Consider the following 19,821-nt stretch of genomic DNA (forward strand, 5'->3'; position numbering starts at 1 on the left):
ACGCCGACGGCGCCTTCGAGGCGCCGTCGTCATACCAGACATCGAGCCAGACATCGAACCGCGGGAGGGCCTCTTACTCCTCGACGCGGACCAGCCAGGACTCTACGGTGTCGCCGCCGTGCTCGTCCTTCCACGCCTTCAGGGTCTTGTGGTTACCGCCGCGAGTTTCCACGACCTCACCGGTATTGGGGTTCTTGTAGATCTTCAGCTTGCGCTTGCGACGCGCGCCTGCCGGCGCAGAAGCGGCCTTGGGCGCCGCAGCGGCGGGCTTAGGGTCGAGCAGCGCGATTACGTCGGCGGCGCTCTTGTCGAACTCCTTCATCAGCGACTCGAGGCGATCCTTGAACTCGAGTTCCGACTGCAGGCGCTTGTCATTCTGCAGCTTGTCCATATTGGACTGGAGCTGTTTCAGCTGCTGTTCCATCTGCATGTATTCGTTGAGCAGGGACATTATCTGATTTCCTTCTTACGGGGTGGCTGTGCAACGGGGACATTATTATGTGACAAAGAACTCGTAACTGGCAATAGTCTGACCGATAGCAGGACCCAGCGCAACTCAAGTATAACGATTAGCCACAACTCAAAGTCTCCGCAAGCGGAGCTCTCGATAGATGACTCGGAGAAAGACTGAAGTACTGAAAGATGTAGCGATGCAAACTACGCCACTCAAAATCGCTTCTTGAAACTACGCCACTCAGAAACGCGCCGCTGAAGGCCGGCGTGCTAAATGGCCTGTGATACCACTGCTAAAAAAAACCGCCGCCCCGGAGGGCGGCGGTTTCTGGTCCGTCGGGAGACAACTTCCTGATCAGTCCTGACCCATCTGCTGCTTGATGAGGTCGCCGATGGTCATCGGACCACCGCTCTCGGGAGCCTCTTCGCGCAGCTTCTTCAGGTTCTGGCGAGTATCGTCCTGATCCTTGGCCTTCACGGACAGGGCGATCTGGCGGTTCTTGCGATCGACACCGATGATGCGAGCCTCGACGCTGTCTCCTTCGTTCAGGACGTTGCGAGCATCCTCGACGCGGTCGGCGCTGATCTCGGACGCCTTGAGCACGGCGACGACATCGGTAGCCAGCTCGACCTGGGCCTGCTTGGCATCGACCTCGACCACGCGGCCGGTGACGATGGTGCCCTTGTCGTGAACGGCCAGGAACTCGGCCACCGGATCGGTATCGAGCTGCTTGATACCCAGGGAGATGCGCTCACGCTCCGGATCGATGGAGAGGATCACGGCCTCGGCCTCGTCGCCCTTCTTGAAGGAGCGGACGGCGTCTTCGCCGGTGTCGGTCCAGGAGATGTCGGACAGGTGAACCAGGCCGTCGATGCCGCCTTCCAGGCCGATGAAGATACCGAAGTCGGTAATCGACTTGATGGTACCGGCAACGCGATCGCCCTTGTTGTACTGCGAGCTGAAGGTCTCCCACGGGTTGGCGGTGCACTGCTTGATACCCAGGGAGATACGACGACGCTCCTCGTCGATATCCAGCACCATGACGTCCACATCATCGCCGACCTGAACCACCTTGGACGGATGGATGTTCTTGTTGGTCCAGTCCATCTCGGAGACGTGGACCAGACCCTCGACGCCTTCTTCCAGCTCGGCGAAGCAGCCGTAGTCGGTGAGGTTGGTGACGACGGCGTGAACCTTGGTGCCTTCCGGGTAGCGATCCTTGATGTTGACCCAGGGGTCTTCGCCAAGCTGCTTCAGGCCCAGGGAGACGCGGTTGCGCTCGCGATCGAACTTCAGCACCTTGACGCTGATCTCGTCGCCCACGGCCACGATCTCGCTCGGGTGCTTGATGCGCTTCCAGGCCATGTCGGTGATGTGCAGCAGGCCATCGACGCCACCGAGGTCGACGAAGGCGCCGTAGTCGGTCAGGTTCTTGACGATACCCAGGATCTGCTGGCCTTCCTGCAGGGTGGCGAGCAGGGCTTCACGCTCGGCGCTGTTCTCGGCTTCGAGCACGGCACGGCGGGACACGACGACGTTGTTACGCTTCGGGTCAAGCTTGATGACCTTGAAGTCGAGTTCCTTGTTCTCGAGGTGCGTGGTGTCGCGCACCGGACGCACGTCGACCAGGGAACCCGGGAGGAAGGCACGGATGGAGTCGACTTCGACGGTGAAACCGCCCTTGACCTTACCGTTGATCACGCCCTTGATGATCTCGTCTTTCTCGAAGGCAGCTTCCAGGATCTTCCACGCCTCGGCGCGCTTGGCCTTCTCGCGGGAGAGACGTGTCTCGCCGAAACCGTCCTCGACGGCTTCCAGAGCCACGTGGACCTCGTCACCGATGGCGATGGACAGGTCGCCATTCTCGTCGCGGAACTGGGCCGCGGGGATCTGACCTTCGGACTTCAGGCCGGCATTGACGGTGACCCAGTCACCCTCGATGTCGACAATGGTAGCCACGACGATAGCGCCCGGCTCCATGTTGATGTCCTGGAGAGATTGTTCAAACAAATCAGCAAAGCTTTCGCTCATGGTGTTCCTACGTGATCAACGTTAAGTGCGGACATGCCGCTTCCTCCGCACCACCAGCGAGTGCGGGCCTTATTTACCAGACCCCCGGAGATGTTGGCGCTGGTTCGACCTGGCTCGGCTATCGGGAATCGCTGCCTAGCCACGTCATCACATGCTGCCGGGGGCGCCGCAAGGGAGTTTCAGGTGGCGGATGCCAGACCACGCTCGGTCAGCAACTCCGTCAGCCGATCCACCACTTCCGGTATCGTCAGGCGCGTGGTGTCAAGCATGATGGCATCATCTGCCGGCTTGAGCGGGGCCACGCTGCGTTGCATGTCGCGTGCATCGCGCGCCTGAATCTCCTTCAAAAGACTCGATAGACTAGCATTCACGCCCGCTTCCCGCAACTGGAGCTGACGCCGGCGCGCCCTCTCCTCGGCCGAAGCCGTGAGGAAGATCTTCAGGGGGGCATCGGTGAACACCACGGTGCCCATGTCACGGCCGTCGGCCACCAGGCCGGGCGACTTGCGAAAGGCACGCTGACGGCCCAGCAGTGCCTCGCGAACCGCTGGCAGGGCCGCGACCCGGGAAGCGGCATCGCCCACCTGTTCGGTGCGGATGGCGGCGGTGGCATCCTCGCCCTCCAGCAGGATATGGGTCGTCTCGGTCTCGGCAACGAACACCACGTCAAGCGTGGCGGCGACCCCGGCCAGCCCCGTCTCGTCATCCAGCGCCACGCCGTGCTTGCCAGCGGCCAGCGCCGTGAGGCGATAAAGGGCGCCCGAATCGAGCAGGTGCCAGCCCAGGCGCTCGGCGACCAGGCGGCTGATGGTGCCCTTACCGGCGCCACCGGGCCCGTCGATGGCCAGGACCGGCATGGCCGTCTCGGCGATTGTCATGCGCCCTCCTCGACCGCTTCCTCCTCGATACGCAGGCCCACCTTGCGGACCAGGTCGATGAAGCCGGGGAAGGAGGTGGCCACGTTGGCACAGTCGTCGATGATGATCTCGTCACCGGCACGCAGCGCGGCGATGGCGAATGACATGGCGATGCGGTGATCGCCCAGGCTGTCGATGCGTCCGCCACCGTAGTTGGGACCTTCCGGGTTGCCGCCGCCCACGATATCGATGCCATCCTCGACCAGGGTGTGCGTAACGCCAATGGTGGCCAAACCGTCGGCCATGGCCTGCAGGCGATCGGACTCCTTGACGCGCAGCTCCTCCGCCCCGCGCAGGCGAGTGGTGCCCTCGGCATTGGCCGCGGCGATGAACAGCGCCGGGAACTCGTCGATGGCCAGCGGCACCTGGTCCACGGGAATGTCGATGCCCTTCAGCGGCGCATGGCGGATGTGCAGGTCCGCCACCGGCTCGCCGCCCACCTCGCGCTGGTTGGCGAGCGTCAGGTCCGCGCCCATCAGCTTGAGGATGTTGATCACGCCGATGCGGGTCGGGTTGATGCCCACGTGCTCCAGGATCAGGTCGGCCCCCGGGGTGATCGCCGCCGCCACCAGGAAGAAGGTGGCAGACGAGATGTCCGCGGGCACGTCAATGGGCGCGGCGGTCAGCCAGCCGCCGCCGGAGAGCCAGCAGGTATCGCCCTCGCGATGCACCTCGTAGCCAAAGCCCTGGAGCATGCGTTCGGTGTGATCGCGGGTCGGCGCCGGCTCGCGTACGCGGGTCTCGCCCTGGGCGTAGAGCCCGGCCAGCAGCAGGCAGGACTTCACCTGGGCGCTGGCCATGGGCATGTCGTAGGTGATGCCCTTGAGCGCGCGGCCGCCGTGAATGCACAGCGGCGGACGACCGCCCTCATTGGTGTCGATCACCGCCCCCATCAGGCGCAGCGGATCAGCCACCCGGCCCATGGGGCGCTTGGTCAGCGAGGCATCGCCGGTGAGTTCGGTATCGAAGGCCTGGCCGGCCAGCAGTCCGGCGAACAGGCGCATGGCGGTACCGGCGTTGCCCACATAGAGCGGCCCCGACGGCGCCTTGAGACCATGCATGCCCACCCCGTGCACGGTCACGCGGCCATGATTCGGCCCCTCGATGGCCACCCCCATCTCGCGGAACGCCTGCAGGGTGGCCAGGCTGTCCTCCCCTTCCAGGAAGCCCTTCACCTCGGTGACACCCTCGGCCAGGGCGCCGAGCATGATGGAGCGGTGGGAGATCGACTTGTCGCCGGGCACGCGGATGCGGCCGGTCACGGCGCCGCCCGGGGCGACCCGGTAGCGCAGCTTGCCTTGCTGTTGCATCTGATATTCCGCCTGATAACTGGTCTTGTTGAGCAGGGATTCGAAGTAGTGACGCGCGTGGCGGGCGCGATCGAAGGTCGCGAGCATGGCGTCGCCGTCACCGCGCTCGATGGCCTGGCGCAGCCGCGCCAGGCCGGCCTCGAAGTCGTCCAGGGAGGACAGCACCGCCTCGCGGTTGGCGACGAAGATGTCGCGCCACATGACCGGGTCGCTGCCGGCGATACGGGTGAAATCGCGAAAGCCCCCGGCGGCGTAGCGGAAGATCTCCATCCGCTCGTCCTGACGCGCCAGGGTGTCCACCAGGGAGAAGGCAAGCAGGTGCGGCAGGTGACTGGTCCGTGCCAGCACCTGGTCATGGCGCTCGACGTCCATCACCAGCACCTCGGCACCGCAGGCCTCCCACAGCGCGCTCACCCGGGAAAGCGCCGCAGGGTCGGTGTCGGGCTCCGGGGTCAGGATCACCTTATGGCGCACATAGAGCGAAGGATTGGCCGCCGCCACGCCGCTTTTCTCGGAGCCGGCGATGGGGTGGCCCAGCACCAGCCGCGGCGGCACTTGGCCGAAGGCCTCGCGGGCGCCGTCGCGAATGGTCGCCTTGGTGCTGCCTACGTCGGTGATGACGACATCGGAGGCGGCCCGCCCCAGGCAGCCGGCCAATTCGACCATCACGCTGCGCATGGCCAGCACCGGCACCGCCAGCACGATCAGGGTCGCCCCCTCGATGATCGCGGAAAGCTCGGTGGCGCCGCGATCGATCAGCCCCATCTCGACGCCGCGGGCGATCTCGTCGGCGTCGGGGTCGCAAGAAAGGATGGCGCCTCGAAAGCCGTCGGCGCGCAGGGCCGCGGCGAGCGATCCACCGATCAGGCCCAGGCCGACGATTAAAATGCGCGCTTCATTGACCGGCGATTTTACCATCGACGCCATGTCTCAGAGCACGCCGATCGGGTAGGAGCCCAACACCTTCACCTCGGCGGCGCGCAGACGCACCTCCTCCAGTACCGCGGCGACACGGGGCTCGTCGCCGTGCCCCTTGAAGTCGATGAAGAAGACGTAGTTCCAAACGCCGCTGCGCGAGGGGCGGGTCTCCAGGCGCGTCATGTCGATCTGGTGACGATGGAAGGGCTCCAGCAGGTCGTGGAGGGCGCCGGGCTGGTTGCGCATGGCCACCACGATGGAGGTCTTGTCCTCGCCGGACATGGGTACGTCCTGGTTGCCGATGATCAAGAAGCGCGTGGAATTGTCCGGGCGATCCTCGATCTTCTCGGCCAGGCGAGTCAGGCCATAGAGCTTGGCCGCCATGTCGCCGGCGATCGCCGCGCTGTGCCATTCGGTCTTGACCAGGCGCGACGCCTCCGCGTTGGAGGAGACCGGCACCCGTTCCGCGTGGGGATAGTGGGCATCGAGCCACTTGCGGCACTGGGCGAAAGACTGGGGGTGGGAGTAGATCCGCGAGACCTTGTCCTGGCGAGTGGTCTCGCCCACCAGCAGGTGGTGGTGGATGCGCAGCACCACCTCACCGCAGATGCGCAGACTGGAGTCCATGAAGGAGTCCAGGGTGTGGTTGATCACTCCCTCGGTGGAGTTCTCCACCGGCACCACCCCGTAGTTGACCGCCCCCGCCTCCACCTCGCGGAACACCTCGTCGATGGCCGCCATGGGCAGGCTAACGGCGCTCTCGCCGAAGTGCTTCAGGGCCGCCTGCTGGGTGAAGGTGCCCTCCGGCCCCAGGTAGGCGACCTTGATCGGCTGCTCCAGGGCCAGACAGGCGGACATGATCTCGCGGAACAGCCGGGCAATCTCCTCGCTGTCCAGCGGGCCCTTGTTCAGCGCCATGATACGGCGCAACACCTGGGCCTCGCGCTCGGGGCGATAGAAGACCGTATCGGGGTCCTCGGCGCTCTTCACCTGGGCCACCTGCTGGGCGCAGTCGGCGCGCTCGTTGATCAGGCGCAGGATGTCGCCGTCCAGGTCGTCGATGCGGTGTCGCAGCGCATCCAGATCGATGGGGGTATCACTCATGCTTGTCAGCCCCTTCTCTTCTCGAAATCGGCCATGAAGTCCACCAGTGCCTCCACCGCGGATTCGGGCACGGCGTTGTAGAGGCTGGCGCGCATGCCACCCACGCTGCGGTGGCCCTGTAAGTTGAGCAGGCCCGCTGCCTCGGCCTCAGCCAGGAAGGGTGCATCCAGGCGCGCGTCATTCAGCACGAAGGGCACGTTCATCCGCGAGCGGTTGGGAAGGGCAATGGGATTGGCGTAGAAGTCGCTGGCATCGATGGCACCATAGAGCCGCTGCGCCTTGCGGGCGTTGATCGCCGCCATGGCGACCAGGCCACCGACCTCGTCCTTGAGCCACTCGAACACCAGCCCGGCCAGGTACCAGCTATAGGTGGCCGGGGTATTGATCATGGAGCCGGCCTCTGCCAGCGCCTGGTAGCCGAACAGCGACGGCATGTCCTGGCGCGCGCGGTCGAGCAGGTCGTCGCGCACGATCACCACCACCAGGCCGGCCGGACCGATGTTCTTCTGGGCACCGGCATAGATCACCCCGAACGGCGAGACATCCAGCGGGCCTGCGAGGATCGACGAGGACATGTCGCAGACCAGCGGCGCCTCGGAGCCATCGGGGCGCCGAGCATCGGGAATATAGTCGAAGGCCAGGCCACCGATGGTCTCGTTGGCGGTGTAGTGCAGGTAGGCGGCGTCATCGGAGAGCATGATCTCCTCCGGGCGCGGCACCGCCAGATGCCCGCCGGGCTCGCTGGAGGCCGCCACGTGGACATCGCCGAACAGGTGGCGCGCCTCCCCGATGGCTTTCTTGCTCCAGATGCCGGTATTGAGGAAGTTGGCACGCCCGCCCGGGCCGAGCAGGTTGTAGGGCACCGCGGCGAACTGCTGGGTGGCGCCACCCTGGGTAAAGAGCACCCGATAGTTGGCCGGCACGGCCAGCAGCTCGCGCAGGTCAGCCTCGGCCTTCTCGGCGATGGCGACATACTCCGCCGAGCGATGGCTCATCTCCATTACCGAGAGGCCGCGACCGTGGTAGTCGAGCAGCTCGTCGCGGGCCCGCTCCAGCACCGCGGTGGGCAGTGCCGCCGGGCCTGCGCAGAAGTTATGCTTTCTCATCGTTATCCTCTGCACTTGCCTGTTCACCCGCCTCGTCAACTGCATCGGCGTCGAACTGTGGGTCTGTCCCCGCTTCTTCTTCTTCCGGGGAAGCGTCGCCCGGCTCATCGATACGCACGGTCTTGACCAGCTTCTCGTCGTTGCCCAGGCGGATCAGCATCACGCCCTGGGTGTTGCGCGAGGTGATGGAGACCTCCTCGACCCGGGTGCGCACCAGGGTGCCGCGGTCGGTGATCAACATCATCTCGTCGGTGGAGTAGACCTGCATGGCGGCGACGAGCGAGCCATTGCGCTCGCTCGTCTGCATGGCGATCACGCCCTGGCCGCCGCGGCCGCGCAGCGGGAACTCCTCGAGACGGCTACGCTTGCCGTAGCCGTTCTCGCTGGCGGTGAGGATGTAGATCTGGCCGCCGTTGCCGTTCTCGACGGTGACGCCCTCCTCGACCTCGGCCTCACTCTCAGTCTCCACATCGGCCTCGGCGTCGATCTGCTGGCTCTGGGGGATGATCAGGCTGATCACCTCGGCATCATTCAGCAGGCGCATGCCGCGCACGCCGCGGGCGGTGCGACCCATGGCGCGCACGTTGCCCTCCTCGAAGCGGATCGCCTTACCGTTGGACGACAGCAGCATGGCGTGGTCGGAGCCTGTAGTGATGGCGGCGCCGATCAGGCGGTCGCCCTCCTCGAGATCGATGGCGATCAGGCCCACGCTGCGCGGCCGCGAGAACTGCTCGAGGCTGGTGCGCTTGACGGTGCCGCGGGCGGTGGCGAAGAAGATGTAGCTCTCCGGGTCATAGTCGCGCACCGGCAGGATGGCGTTGATCGCCTCGCCCTCATCCAGAGGCAGCATGTTGACCAGCGGCTTGCCCCGCGAGCCGCGGCTGGCCACCGGCATCTCGTAGACCTTGAGCCAGTAGACCTTGCCGCGGTTGGAGAACAGCAGAACGGTATCGTGGGTCGAGGCCACCAGCAGATGCTCGATAATGTCCTCATCCTTCATGGCGGTGGCGGACTTGCCGCGCCCACCGCGGCGCTGGGCCTGGTAGTCGGAGAGCGGCTGGGTCTTGGCGTAACCGGAGCGCGATACGGTGACCACCATGTCCTCCTCGGCGATCAGGTCCTCCATGGACAGGTCGAGGTGGCTGGCCTGGATCTCGGTGCGGCGCTTGTCGCCGAACTGGTCACGCACGGCGATCAGCTCCTCGCGAATCACCTCGAGCAGACGCTCGCTGGAGGCCAGGATGGCCATCAGCTCGGCAATCTTCTCGAGAATGCTCAGGTACTCGTCGAGCAGTTTCTCGGTCTCGAGCCCGGTCAGGCGGTGCAGCCGCAGCTCGAGGATGGCCTGGGCCTGGGCCGGCGACAGCCGATAAGAGACTCTCGCGTCGTCGAGGCCGAAGCCCTCCTCGAGCTCCTCGGGCTTGCAGGAGGTGGCGCCTGCGCGCTCGAGCATGCCGGTGACCTGGCCGGGCGGCCAGCTGCGCGCCAGCAGCTTCTCCTTGGCCTCGGCGGCATTCGGCGAGGCCTTGATCAGCTCGATCACCTCGTCGATGTTGGAGATGGCGACGGTGAGCCCCTCGAGGATGTGGCCACGCTCGCGGGCCTTCTTCAGCTCGTAAAGGGTCCGCCGGGTCACCACCTCGCGGCGGTGGCGGATGAAGGCCTCGAGGATCTGCTTGAGGTTCATGATCTTCGGCTGGCCGTCCTCGATGGCCACCATGTTGATGCCGAAGACCGTCTGCAGCTGGGTCTGGGCGAACAGGTTGTTGACCACCACCTCGCCGGACTCGCCGCGCTTGGTCTCGATCACCACCCGCAGGCCGTCCTTGTCGGACTCGTCGCGCAGCTCGGCGATGCCCTCGATCTTCTTGTCCTTGACCAGCTCGGCGATCTTCTCGATCAGCCGCGCCTTGTTCACCTGATAGGGCAGCTCGTTGACGATGATGTGGTCGCGACCGCTCTTGTCGTCATGCTCGATGGTGTGACAGGCGCGCACGTAGATGCGCCCGCGGCCGGTGCGGTAGGCTTCGATGATGCCGGCGCGGCCGTTGATGATGGCCCCGGTGGGGAAGTCCGGCCCCGGAATGAACTCGATCAGGTCATCGACGCTGAGGGTGTAGTCGTCGATCAGCGCCAGACAGGCGCTGATGATCTCGCCCATGTTGTGGGGCGGGATATTGGTGGCCATGCCCACGGCAATGCCCGAGGAGCCGTTGATCAGCAGGTTGGGCACCTTGGTGGGCAGCACCTCGGGGATGCGCTCGGTACCGTCGTAGTTGTCGACCCAGTCGACGGTGTCCTTCTCCAGGTCGGCCAGCAGCTCGTGGGACAGCTTGGACATGCGCACCTCGGTGTAACGCATGGCGGCGGCGCTGTCGCCGTCGATAGAACCGAAGTTGCCCTGACCGTCGACCAGCACGTGGCGCATGGAGAAGTGCTGGGCCATGCGCACGATGGTGTCATAGACGGCGCTGTCACCATGGGGGTGATACTTACCGATCACGTCGCCGACCACGCGGGCCGACTTCTTGTAAGGCTTGTTCCAGTCGTTGCCGAGCTCGTGCATGGCGAACAGCACGCGCCGGTGAACCGGCTTCAGGCCATCGCGCACATCCGGCAGCGCCCGGCCGATGATCACGCTCATCGCGTAATCGAGGTACGACTGCTTCAGTTCGTCCTCGATGTTGACTGGCAGAATCTCTCTGGCGATGTCACCCATGAGTCGTCGAATCCTTTGCACTGCAAGAGGTTGGCCGCCCTCTCCGGCGTTGCCGTGGGCGCCATGATAGCGCTACATCATACCACCGCGGACAGAGCAAAGGCAGATGGCTATGCGAGCGCCTGCTCCATCACCAGGGGCTCGAGCAGCTCGCGAATCTCGGCCTCGATGGGCAGCGCCTGGTTGGCGGCCACGTCGAGCAGCACGAAGGTCAGGGTGGCCGCGCTGACCAGGGCGTCGTCGCGCACGCGACGGATCTCCTGGCTCATCCTGGCGCTACGCCCGCCCAGGGCCGAGAGACGGGTGCGGATCTCCAGGTCGTCACCCGCCACCGCCGCCTCTCGGTAGTCGATGTTGAGGTTCACGGCCACGAAGGCCAGGTCTCCGCCCATCAGCCGCCGGGCCAGGGCCGGGCGGTCATCGAAGTAGCCCCAGCGCCCCTCCTCCAGAAATTCCAGATAGCGTGCGTTGTTGACGTGACCGTAGCCGTCCAGATGATAGCCGCGCACCCGCAGGTGGCTGGTCGAGAGGCGAGAATCCATGGCATGGCTCCTTGAGAAAGACCTTGATAATGACATTGATGGGCACCTTGGCGATTCTGGCCATGCCGGCGCGCAATTTCAAACAGTCGTTTCAAGCTCACCACAACCCGGCTCCCCGCTGGCACCCCCGCCCCCCTTCAGGGATAATGGCCAACCTTTTTGCCTCGGGAAATGCTTCATGTGGTTCAAGCACTTGCACCTTTATCGCCTGAACGATGCGCCGACGCTGGATGCTGCCACCCTCGAGGAGGCCCTGGCCGAGCACGCCGCCCGGCCACTGGGCAGCCAGGATCCTCGCCGGCTGGGCTGGACTGCGCCCGCCGGGCGCGCCGGCACCGCGCGTCTGCACGAACTCCAGGGCCAGCGACTACTCAGTGCCCTGCGCCAGGAGCGGCTGCTGCCCTCCTCCGTGGTGCGTGAAGAGGTGGAAGAGCGCGCCGCCGACGTCGAGGCCCGGGAGGGGCGAAAGCTGCGCCGCCAGGAGAAGATCGCCATCAAGGAGCAGGTGATCGAGGAACTGCTGCCACGCGCCTTCGTGCGCAGTCAGAAGATCGACCTGTGGTGGGACACCCGCCGGCAACTGATCGGCGTCAATGCCAGCTCCAGCACCCGTGCCGAGGAGCTGCTCGACCTGCTGCGCGAGACCCTTGGCAGCCTCAAGGTGACCCCCCTGGCCAGCCAGACCCTGCCCATGCGCGCCATGACCCAGTGGCTGGTGGATCCCGCCTCGCGGCCCGCCGACCTGGTGCTGGGCGACCAGGTGGAGCTCAAGGCCAAGGGCGACGACGGCGTGCTGCGTGCCCGTCAGGTCGACCTTGACAGCGACGAGATCCAGCAGCTGCTGGAGAGCGGCCGCCAGGCCAGCAAGCTGGCCCTAGAGATCGAGGGGCGGCTAAGCTTCGTGCTGCATGACGACCTGGCGCTGAAGTCGCTGCGTTTCGGTGACGCCCTGATCGACGAGGCCAACGCCTCCGACGACGGCGACGATTCCCTGGTGCGCCTGGAGACCGACTTCGTGTTGATGGCCGAGGCCATGGGCACGAACATCGAGCGCCTGATCGCCTGGCTTGACGGCGAGGCAGGCACCGCGAACCGTGACGTGTGACGCCATGACCGACCAACACTCTGACGCCTCATCCGCCGATCCCTGGGCCGAGATCCGCCCCTATCGCGACGAAGAGGTGGCCGACGTCCTCGCCCGCCTGGCCCAGGACCCGGAGCTGCTTTCCGCCCTGACCCGCTTTCGGTTGCCGCGGCTGTCACGTTTCATGCCACGGCTCTCCAGCACCCTGGCCAGCCTCGCCATTCGCCGCGAGGTGCGCGGCGTGACCAGCGTGTACGACTTTCAGATGCGCATCGCCAGCTACATGGAGCGCATGATTCGTACCACCACCGACGACTTCCAGGTCAAGGGGCTCGACGCCCTGGATGCCGAGACCGCCTATTTGTTCATCGGCAACCATCGCGACATCTCCCTGGACCCGGCCTTCGTCAACTATTCTCTCTACCTGGCCGGGCGCGACACGGTGCGTATCGCCATCGGCGACAACCTGCTCAAGAAGCCCTACGTCACCGACCTGATGCGCCTCAACAAGAGCTTCATCGTACCGCGCAGCGCCCGCGGAAAGCGCGCCATGCTGGCCGCCTATCAGAAGCTGTCGAGCTATATCCGCCACTCCCTCAACGGGGACAACCACTCGATCTGGATGGCCCAGCGCGAGGGGCGCGCCAAGGACGGCATCGACCGCACCGACCCGGCGATCATCAAGATGATGACCATGGCCCGACGGGCCGAGCAGCGCGGCGTGGGCATCGGCGAGGCGATCGCCGAGCTGCGCCTGGTGCCGGTGTCGATCAGCTATGAGTACGACCCCTGCGACGTGCAGAAGGCCCGGGAGCTCCACGCCCTGCACACCAGCGGCAACTACGAGAAGGAACAGTTCGAGGACATCCAGTCCATCGTCGCCGGCATCACCGGCCACAAGGGGCGCGTGCAGCTGACCTTCGGCACCCCGCTTGCCGCCGATCTCGACAGCCCCGAGGCCGTGGCCGTCGAGATCGACCGCCAGGTGCTGGCCGGCTACCACCTCTTTCCCAGCCACTACCTGGCCCTGGAGGCGCTGGGCGACGCCCCGGAACTGATCGACCACGCCTCCATCAGCGATGCCGACCGCGCCCGCTTCCAGGCACGCCTGCAGCAGGTGCCTGCCGAGCTGCGCCCCTGGTGGCTGGCCCAGTACGCCAACCCGGTACGCAACAAGGCCGGCCGCATCGAGTCCTGACGCCCTGACCTCCTGACGACATCGATCCCTGACCGCATCGCCCCCTGACAGCGAGGACGCCATGGCACACGCCCACGGCCATCACCACCCGCACGTTCCGCCCGACCGCGGCGCCCAGACCCGCGAGGCGCACAAGGTCACGCTGATTGGCGCGGTGATCGACTTCGTGGTGGGCGTCGCCAAGATGGTCACCGGGTTCATGGTGGGCTCGGCGGCCCTGGTGGCCGACGGCATCCACTCCTTTTCGGACATCCTCACCGATGTCTTCGTACTGGCCGCGACCCACTTCGGCCGCCAGGAGCCGGATAGCAACCACCCCTACGGCCACGGCCGCATCGAGACCCTCGCCACCCTGTGGCTGGGCGGTGTGCTGATCTTCGTCGCCGGCGGCATCGCCTGGGCCAGCGTCACCCGGCTGGTCGCCGGCGAGCCGATTCCCGCCCCGGGGCTCTGGGCCATCGGCATCGCGGTGGTCGCCCTGCTCGCCAAGGAGTGGATCTACCGCTACACCATGCGCGTCGCCAAGCGGGTCAACTCGCGGCTCCTGGAGGCCAACGCCTGGCACTCCCGCTCCGATGCCCTCTCCACCGTGGTAGTACTGGTGGGCCTGATCGCGGCCCAGTTCGGCGCTGGCTGGATGGACGCCGTGGCCGCCATCGTGGTGGGCGTGATGGTCGGCCAGGTGGGCGGCCGGCTGCTGTGGGAGTCGAGCCAGGAGCTCATCGACACCGCCCTGCCTGAACCGGAGCGCCAGGAGATGCAGGCGCTGGCCGAGCGGATCCCGGGCGTGCGGGGCGTCCACGACCTGCGCACGCGCACCCTGGGCAGCCAGGCGGTGCTGGACCTGCATATCGTGGTGCCGCCGCGGGTCACCGTCTCCGAGGCCCACGAGATCGGCAACGCCGTGACCCGGCGCCTGCGCGAGGCCTTCCCGGTGTTGGCCGACGTGACCTTCCACATCGACCCGGAGGATGATGCCGGCGAGACCGAACATAGCCTGCGCCCAGGCCTGCCGCTGCGCGGCGACATAGAGGGCATGCTCGACGAGACCTGGCGCGACGTGGGCGTCTGGCACACCCGGGTCGCCCTGGATCTTCACTATCTGGACAACCAGGTGGACGTTTCGATCTTCGTCAACGCCCTGCCCGACGGGCAGAACCTGGATCAGGCCGCCGACGAGCTGCGTGACGCCTGCCGCGATCATCGCTGGATCGGTCGGCTGCGGGTCTGGCAGGGCCCCGGCAGGGGATGAGCCCTTGGGGTATCTTCCCATCAGGGTATGAGCCCCATAAGGCATTCGCATTAGGCAGCACCTGCGCCTAGAATTCAGCAAACGCCGATCTACCCGAGTCCCGCCATGATGCCCTCCTCGCCCCGTCGTCCAGTGTCGCCGGGCCGCCGCCGCTTTCTGGCGGGGCTCGGCGCCCTGCTGCTGGCGACAGGGCTAGGACTGTGCACGGGGCCGGCCACCGCCAGCCTTGACCCCGCGCGGCTTCGCCAGAGCATGCAGAGCCTCTATGGTCAGCAGGGGATGAACGCTCTTGAGGACTGGTTCGCCCTGCTCGAACGACTGCGCGGCGCCCCGCTCCAGAATCAGCTGGGCGAGGTCAACGACTTCTTCAACCGCCGAGTGCGCTGGGTCGACGACATCGACAACTGGGGGCGCGAGGATTTCTGGGCCACGCCGTTGGAGACCCTGGGCCGCGGCCAGGGGGACTGCGAGGACTACTCCATCGCCAAGTACATCACCTTGAAGCAGCTCGGCGTGCCCGGCAGCCAGCTGCGCATGATCTACGTGCGGGCGCGCATCGGCCGCAGCCAGATCACCCAGGCCCACATGGTGCTGGGCTGGTACGAGACGCCGGCGGCGGAGCCGCTGATTCTGGACAACCTCGTGCCGTCGATCACGCCGGGCGGCCAGCGCACCGACCTCGACCCGCTGTTCAGCTTCAACAGCCAGGGATTGTGGGCCGGGGGAAGCACCGAATCACGGGCCGACCCGCTGGCGCGGCTATCGCGCTGGCGCAACGTGATCGACCGCATGCGTGAGCAGGGATTCATCTGATTCGGGTGACACACCCGTGGGGAGCACAACAACATGTCGCTTATCAAGCAGCTCTGGCTGACCATCGTGGTACTGCTGTTGCTGGCCTTCGGCGGCAGCCTGTTCATCGGCGTCACCAGCAGCCGCCACTACATGCAGCAGGAAGTGCAGATCAAGAACGCCGACAACGCCAACGCCCTGGCGCTGACCCTGAGCCAGCTCGACAAGGACCCGGTGACTATCGGCCTGCTGGTCGCGGCCCAGTTCGACACCGGCCACTACCGGCTGGTCGAACTGCACAACCCCCAGGGCGAGGTGATCGAGAACCGGGAGGGCAGCGAGGCAGTCGAGGGCGCTCCCGGCTGGTTCGTCGACCTGGTGCGCTTCGAGGTCCCCCCCGCCCAGGCGGTGGTCCAGGACGGCTGGCGTCAGTACGGCACCCTGAGCGTCGCCACCCACCACAGCTTCGCCTATCAATCCCTGTGGCGCAGCAGCCTGGAGCTGCTCGGCTGGTTCGCCCTGGCCGGTGCGATCAGCCTGGCGCTGGCCGCCTGGGTCGTGCGCACCATCCGCCGCCCGCTGCGCGCCGTGGTGGCCCAGGCTCGCGACATCGGTAACCGCCGCTTCACCACTTCCCCCGAGCCGCGCACTCGCGAATTGAAGGAGGTGGTTCAGGCCATGAACCAGCTCTCCGGCTCCGTGCGCGACATGCTCGGCCGCGAGAGCGAGCGACTCGACGTGCTCAGGCAGCGCTTGCAGCACGACACCGTCACCGGCGTATTCAACCGCGAGGCGTTCCTTGGCCAGCTCACTGTCATGCTGGAGAGCAGTGGCGCCCGAGCCAGTGGCAGCTTCGCCCTTGTCCGCCTGGCCCGGCTAGGCGAGGTCAGCGAACGGCTGGGCCACGCCGACACCGACCACCTGCTCAGAGCGCTCGGCCAGGAACTGGAACAGCTCGGCAAGGTCAGCGGCGGCGGCATCGCCGGGCGCCTCGGGGGCGGCGACTTCGCCCTGCTGGTGCCGGGCCGGGTCGACCTCCAGGGCATCGGCCAGGAGCTCACCCAGCGGCTGGATGCCCTGCACAAACAGGAGGAGCGCATCAACCTCGGCCTGCCCTCCTCGCTGATCGCCTACTCCCAGGAGGATAAGCCCGCGGCCCTGCTGGCCAGCCTGGACGGCGCACTCGCCACCGCCGAGAACCGCGGTGACCTGGCGCAGCTGATCGCCGAAGGGTCTCAGCGCCTGCCGTTGTTCAACAGCCATGCCGACTGGCGAACGGCGCTGAAGGAGGCCCTGCAGGCCGGCGTCTACCTGGGGCGCTTCCCGGTGCTGGACGCCAACGGCAAGCTGCTCCACCTGGAGTGCCCCTCGCGGCTGCGCCTGAAGGGCGAGTGGCGCCCGGCCGGCATCTTCATGCCTTGGATTTCGCGCCTGGAGCTGGACACCACCCTGGACATGGCCGTGGCCCGCGAGGCCGTCAAGGAGATCTCGCGCCACGGTAAGCCGCTGGGCATCAACCTATCGCCCGCCTCGGTGTGCGATGCCCGCTTTGTGCTCGACCTTCGCAATCTGATCCATTCCCACCGGGAGGCCGCGGCCAAACTGTGGCTGGAAGTGCCCGAGGCCATGGTCATCCACGACCTGGAAAACTTCCGCAGCCTGTGCCGTGAACTGCAGCCCTTCGGCTGCAAGCTCGGCCTTGAACACGTCGGCCGCGAGTTCCGACGCATCTCCGATCTTCAGGATCTGGGGCTCAGCTACCTCAAGATCGACGCCTCCCTGGTCAAGGGGGTCGACCGCAGCCCCGAGCAGCAGACCATCCTGCGCGGCATGGCTACCCTCTCACACTCCATCGGTATCCTGGCCATCGCCGAGGGCGTCGACAGCCTGCAGGAAGCCGAACTGCTCTACGAACTGGGCATGGACGGTGTCACCGGCCCCGGCGTTCGTCAGCACGACAGGCCCGCCTGATGCCTACCGTAGAACGCCCACGCCCCGCATTTGCGGGGAGTGGGGGTGGGCGTAATAGAAAATAAGCCAGCTTCTGGTTCAGGGAACAGGCGCCATCCTCAGATCACCTCGCTCTCCTCATCACCATTGCCTACCAGGCTCAGGCCGTTCAGCCGCCGACGCAGCGACTGGCGCTCCATCACCTTCTGCTGGGCCGGTTCGGGCAACTCGGTGAAACTGATCACCCCCTTGTCCATCAGCACCTCGATCACGTCCTCCAGCACCCGCACGAAGGCCAAATCCGAGGCCTGAAAGTGTGCATGCCCCCTGGCCGCTTCATCCTCCATCAGGAAGGCCAGCAGCTCAGGCGAATCCGCCGCCAGGAACTCCCGGCAGTCCGGCGACGCCTCCCGGCTGACCAATTCGATGTGACCTTCTTTGGCGCGCTTGATGTACATGAAGGCTCTCTCTAACAGGCTATAACGACCATGCTAGGCCAGATCAGCCGACCGCGCAGCATGGATGAGTGGCATGGCAATGGAAAAAACGCCCGGCAGAGCCGAGCGCTTGGTTAGGGTGGATCAGGGTTACTCGATTTCGAGCCGCCCGTCATCAAGCATCTGCTGAATCAAGCTATCACTGTAGGCAACGCCCTCCAGGAAAATGACCTGATCGGCCCCACCGATGGATCCGTTCTCGACGGCCAGTTCTCCCGCCGAGCTGATATGCAAGACGGTGTTGCCGTCTGCATCTTCTGCAGCATGCAGGTAGCTGGAGAGATCATCACTGGACGCCATGCCCTGTAGCAGATCCGAGAGCACCAGCTTGTCGGCCCCGCCACCGTCGAGAGTAAAGTCAGTCACGGCATCGCTAGCCTCATCGCCTACGCTACCCTGGTCACCCAGGTGCCAGACGAAGACGTTGTTGCCACCGCCACCCGTCAGGGTGTCGTCGCCGGCTCCACCGATGATGGTATCGTTGCCGGCACCACCGGTGATGATGTCATCGCCGGCACCACCGTAGAGCAGGTTATCGCCACCCACACCTCGGATAATGTCGTCACCATCCCCGCCGTAGATGATATCGTTGCCCTGATTACCAGTAAGGGTATCGTTGCCACCACCACCCAGCAGCATGCCCTCGGTTCCGTCGATAACCGTCAGGGTGTCGTTATCATCACCCCCTTCCTGGACCACATGGCTGTCCGGAGCCAGCTGAAGCTTGATGGCGTCCATCACGGTCAAACTGTCGCCATCACCATCGATGACATCAATGTCGATGCCGAGATCGACGGCTTCACCGGGTGTAAAGGAAACGCCACTGAAGCCCGCCACACCAAAGTCAGCACCTGAATAGTGCCAAATCTCAAGGCTGTTGAAGCCATCCTGGGTGACCACACCAACTTCTGTGTTATCACGAACGCCACCTACAATTGCTTCGAATTCGGTAAAATTGACAGCGAAATCAACTAAACCAACGGTCACCGTGGACCATTCACCAGCCGTTTGATCAGTATTCATCTCATTCTTGAATACGGTCATCTCTGTGCCAGCGTAGCGAATAATAACCGCGGTGATTTCATCTTGGACACCATCACCAACGGTAGTATTCCCACCAGGGTCGTCCTTCGCGACAAAACGAACACTACTGGCCCCTTTCGTATAGATAAATACGGTAGCACCATTGACATTGTAATGGCCGTCAAATGACATCGGATTATTATTGGCGTCTTTCGGATCCCCCCTTAGGTTATTCACATAGTCGATCCTCATCCCAGTACCGGGATCTATTGTCGGCCCCTTATCAACGCCGAGCTGATTGGCACTGGAATTGACCGTACCACCAGAGGTTGAACTAAGCATGACATCCCTGTCAGCATTAGTATCATTGAAGAAGTAATATGTAGAGTTACCGCCTGAAGGGTCATATCCTCCGGCGTCAACGGAGAAGCTTCCTGCACCACCATCAATCTGATGGTGTAGTGTAAAATTGTAGGTATCTTCGCCGTCTGGATCCACGCTCAGATTGACAGTAAACATCTTCTGCGATTGCACATCCAGGCTGTCCGCACCCTCCCCATTGGCAAAGGTTGAGCCAATGAGCGTCTGGCCATCTTCGCTGACATACAGATAGATCATGGCGCCACCCGCAGTCAGCCCAGCGGCAGTTCCATTGGTGGCAGTAAACCTGACTGAGCCATCCTGATCGGCGCCAAAGTTGTCCTCGACCTGACCATCCAGATCGAGTTTACCCACGAAGCCATTGAAGTCGGAACCGGGATCATTGACCAGGAAACCGATATTGGGGCTGATAAAGACCGGCTGATCATCAACGATAGTCACCGACAGGGTGTTGGTCTGGGTGTTACCGAACTGATCGGTGGTCGTGTAGGTGATCTCGTCAACCACCTCGCCCTCGCTGTGATCCGCCGCTGCGGTCAGCGT

The 19,821-nt window shown here is 64.9% G+C and carries 15 protein-coding genes; 5 read left to right on the forward strand and 10 right to left on the reverse strand.

What is annotated here, in order from left to right; translation table 11 throughout:
* Positions 1–73: 73 nt before the first annotated feature.
* From ACR80S_RS16045 to ACR80S_RS16080, 8 genes are all read right to left on the reverse strand, one after another.
* The gene (locus tag ACR80S_RS16045; RefSeq protein WP_435402127.1) at positions 74–451 is read right to left on the reverse strand and encodes a histone-like nucleoid-structuring protein, MvaT/MvaU family; all 378 of its coding nucleotides are present in this window, start codon (positions 449–451) and stop codon (positions 74–76) included.
* Positions 452–808: 357 nt separating this feature from the next.
* Positions 809–2,485: a 30S ribosomal protein S1 gene (gene rpsA / locus ACR80S_RS16050; protein ID WP_435402128.1), complete on the reverse strand. Its 1,677-nt coding sequence runs from the start codon at positions 2,483–2,485 to the stop codon at positions 809–811.
* A gap of 179 nt (positions 2,486–2,664) precedes the next feature.
* Positions 2,665–3,363, reverse strand: a complete 699-nt coding sequence (cmk, locus tag ACR80S_RS16055; protein ID WP_435402129.1) for a (d)CMP kinase — start codon at positions 3,361–3,363, stop codon at positions 2,665–2,667.
* Positions 3,360–5,639 (reverse strand): bifunctional prephenate dehydrogenase/3-phosphoshikimate 1-carboxyvinyltransferase, encoded by a 2,280-nt coding sequence (locus tag ACR80S_RS16060; protein WP_435403815.1) that lies wholly within the window; start codon positions 5,637–5,639, stop codon positions 3,360–3,362. Before ACR80S_RS16060 ends, cmk begins: the two co-directional genes overlap by 4 nt.
* 3 nt (positions 5,640–5,642) lie before the next feature.
* Positions 5,643–6,734: a prephenate dehydratase gene (gene pheA, locus ACR80S_RS16065; RefSeq protein ID WP_435402131.1), complete on the reverse strand. Its 1,092-nt coding sequence runs from the start codon at positions 6,732–6,734 to the stop codon at positions 5,643–5,645.
* Between the two features lie 5 nt (positions 6,735–6,739).
* Complete coding sequence (gene serC / locus ACR80S_RS16070; protein WP_435402132.1) at positions 6,740–7,840, reverse strand: 3-phosphoserine/phosphohydroxythreonine transaminase; 1,101 nt, start codon at positions 7,838–7,840, stop codon at positions 6,740–6,742.
* Positions 7,827–10,559 (reverse strand): DNA gyrase subunit A, encoded by a 2,733-nt coding sequence (gene gyrA / locus ACR80S_RS16075; RefSeq protein ID WP_435403816.1) that lies wholly within the window; start codon positions 10,557–10,559, stop codon positions 7,827–7,829. Before gyrA ends, serC begins: the two co-directional genes overlap by 14 nt.
* 110 nt (positions 10,560–10,669) lie before the next feature.
* A complete protein-coding gene (locus ACR80S_RS16080; protein WP_435402134.1) occupies positions 10,670–11,101 on the reverse strand; it encodes an acyl-CoA thioesterase in 432 nt (143 codons plus the stop codon).
* A gap of 178 nt (positions 11,102–11,279) precedes the next feature.
* Between ACR80S_RS16080 and ACR80S_RS16085 the strand changes: the two genes are divergently transcribed.
* The 5 genes from ACR80S_RS16085 to ACR80S_RS16105 all read left to right on the forward strand — a co-directional run bounded on the left by ACR80S_RS16085 (position 11,280) and on the right by ACR80S_RS16105 (position 17,398).
* Positions 11,280–12,206, forward strand: coding sequence for a recombination-associated protein RdgC (locus ACR80S_RS16085; RefSeq protein ID WP_435403817.1), 927 nt, complete (start codon positions 11,280–11,282; stop codon positions 12,204–12,206).
* A 4-nt stretch (positions 12,207–12,210) separates the two neighbouring features.
* Positions 12,211–13,383 (forward strand): 1-acyl-sn-glycerol-3-phosphate acyltransferase, encoded by a 1,173-nt coding sequence (locus tag ACR80S_RS16090; protein WP_435403818.1) that lies wholly within the window; start codon positions 12,211–12,213, stop codon positions 13,381–13,383.
* Between the two features lie 61 nt (positions 13,384–13,444).
* Entirely contained in the window at positions 13,445–14,635 is a 1,191-nt protein-coding gene (locus tag ACR80S_RS16095) for a cation diffusion facilitator family transporter (protein ID WP_435402137.1), read from the forward strand.
* 108 nt (positions 14,636–14,743) lie between these two features.
* A complete protein-coding gene (locus ACR80S_RS16100) occupies positions 14,744–15,448 on the forward strand; it encodes a transglutaminase-like cysteine peptidase (RefSeq protein WP_435403823.1) in 705 nt (234 codons plus the stop codon).
* Positions 15,449–15,481: 33 nt separating this feature from the next.
* Positions 15,482–17,398: a bifunctional diguanylate cyclase/phosphodiesterase gene (locus tag ACR80S_RS16105; RefSeq protein ID WP_435402138.1), complete on the forward strand. Its 1,917-nt coding sequence runs from the start codon at positions 15,482–15,484 to the stop codon at positions 17,396–17,398.
* 98 nt (positions 17,399–17,496) lie between these two features.
* Here ACR80S_RS16105 and ACR80S_RS16110 read toward each other — a convergent pair whose 3' ends face one another.
* The gene (locus tag ACR80S_RS16110) at positions 17,497–17,835 is read right to left on the reverse strand and encodes a tryptophan synthase subunit beta like protein (protein ID WP_435402139.1); all 339 of its coding nucleotides are present in this window, start codon (positions 17,833–17,835) and stop codon (positions 17,497–17,499) included.
* 129 nt (positions 17,836–17,964) lie between these two features.
* Positions 17,965–19,821, reverse strand: a 1,857-nt coding sequence (locus ACR80S_RS16115; RefSeq protein WP_435403819.1) for a calcium-binding protein, incomplete at its 5' end; no start/stop codon positions are given.

The organism is Halomonas salsilacus (assembly GCF_051216275.1).
GTDB lineage: Bacteria > Pseudomonadota > Gammaproteobacteria > Pseudomonadales > Halomonadaceae > Halomonas.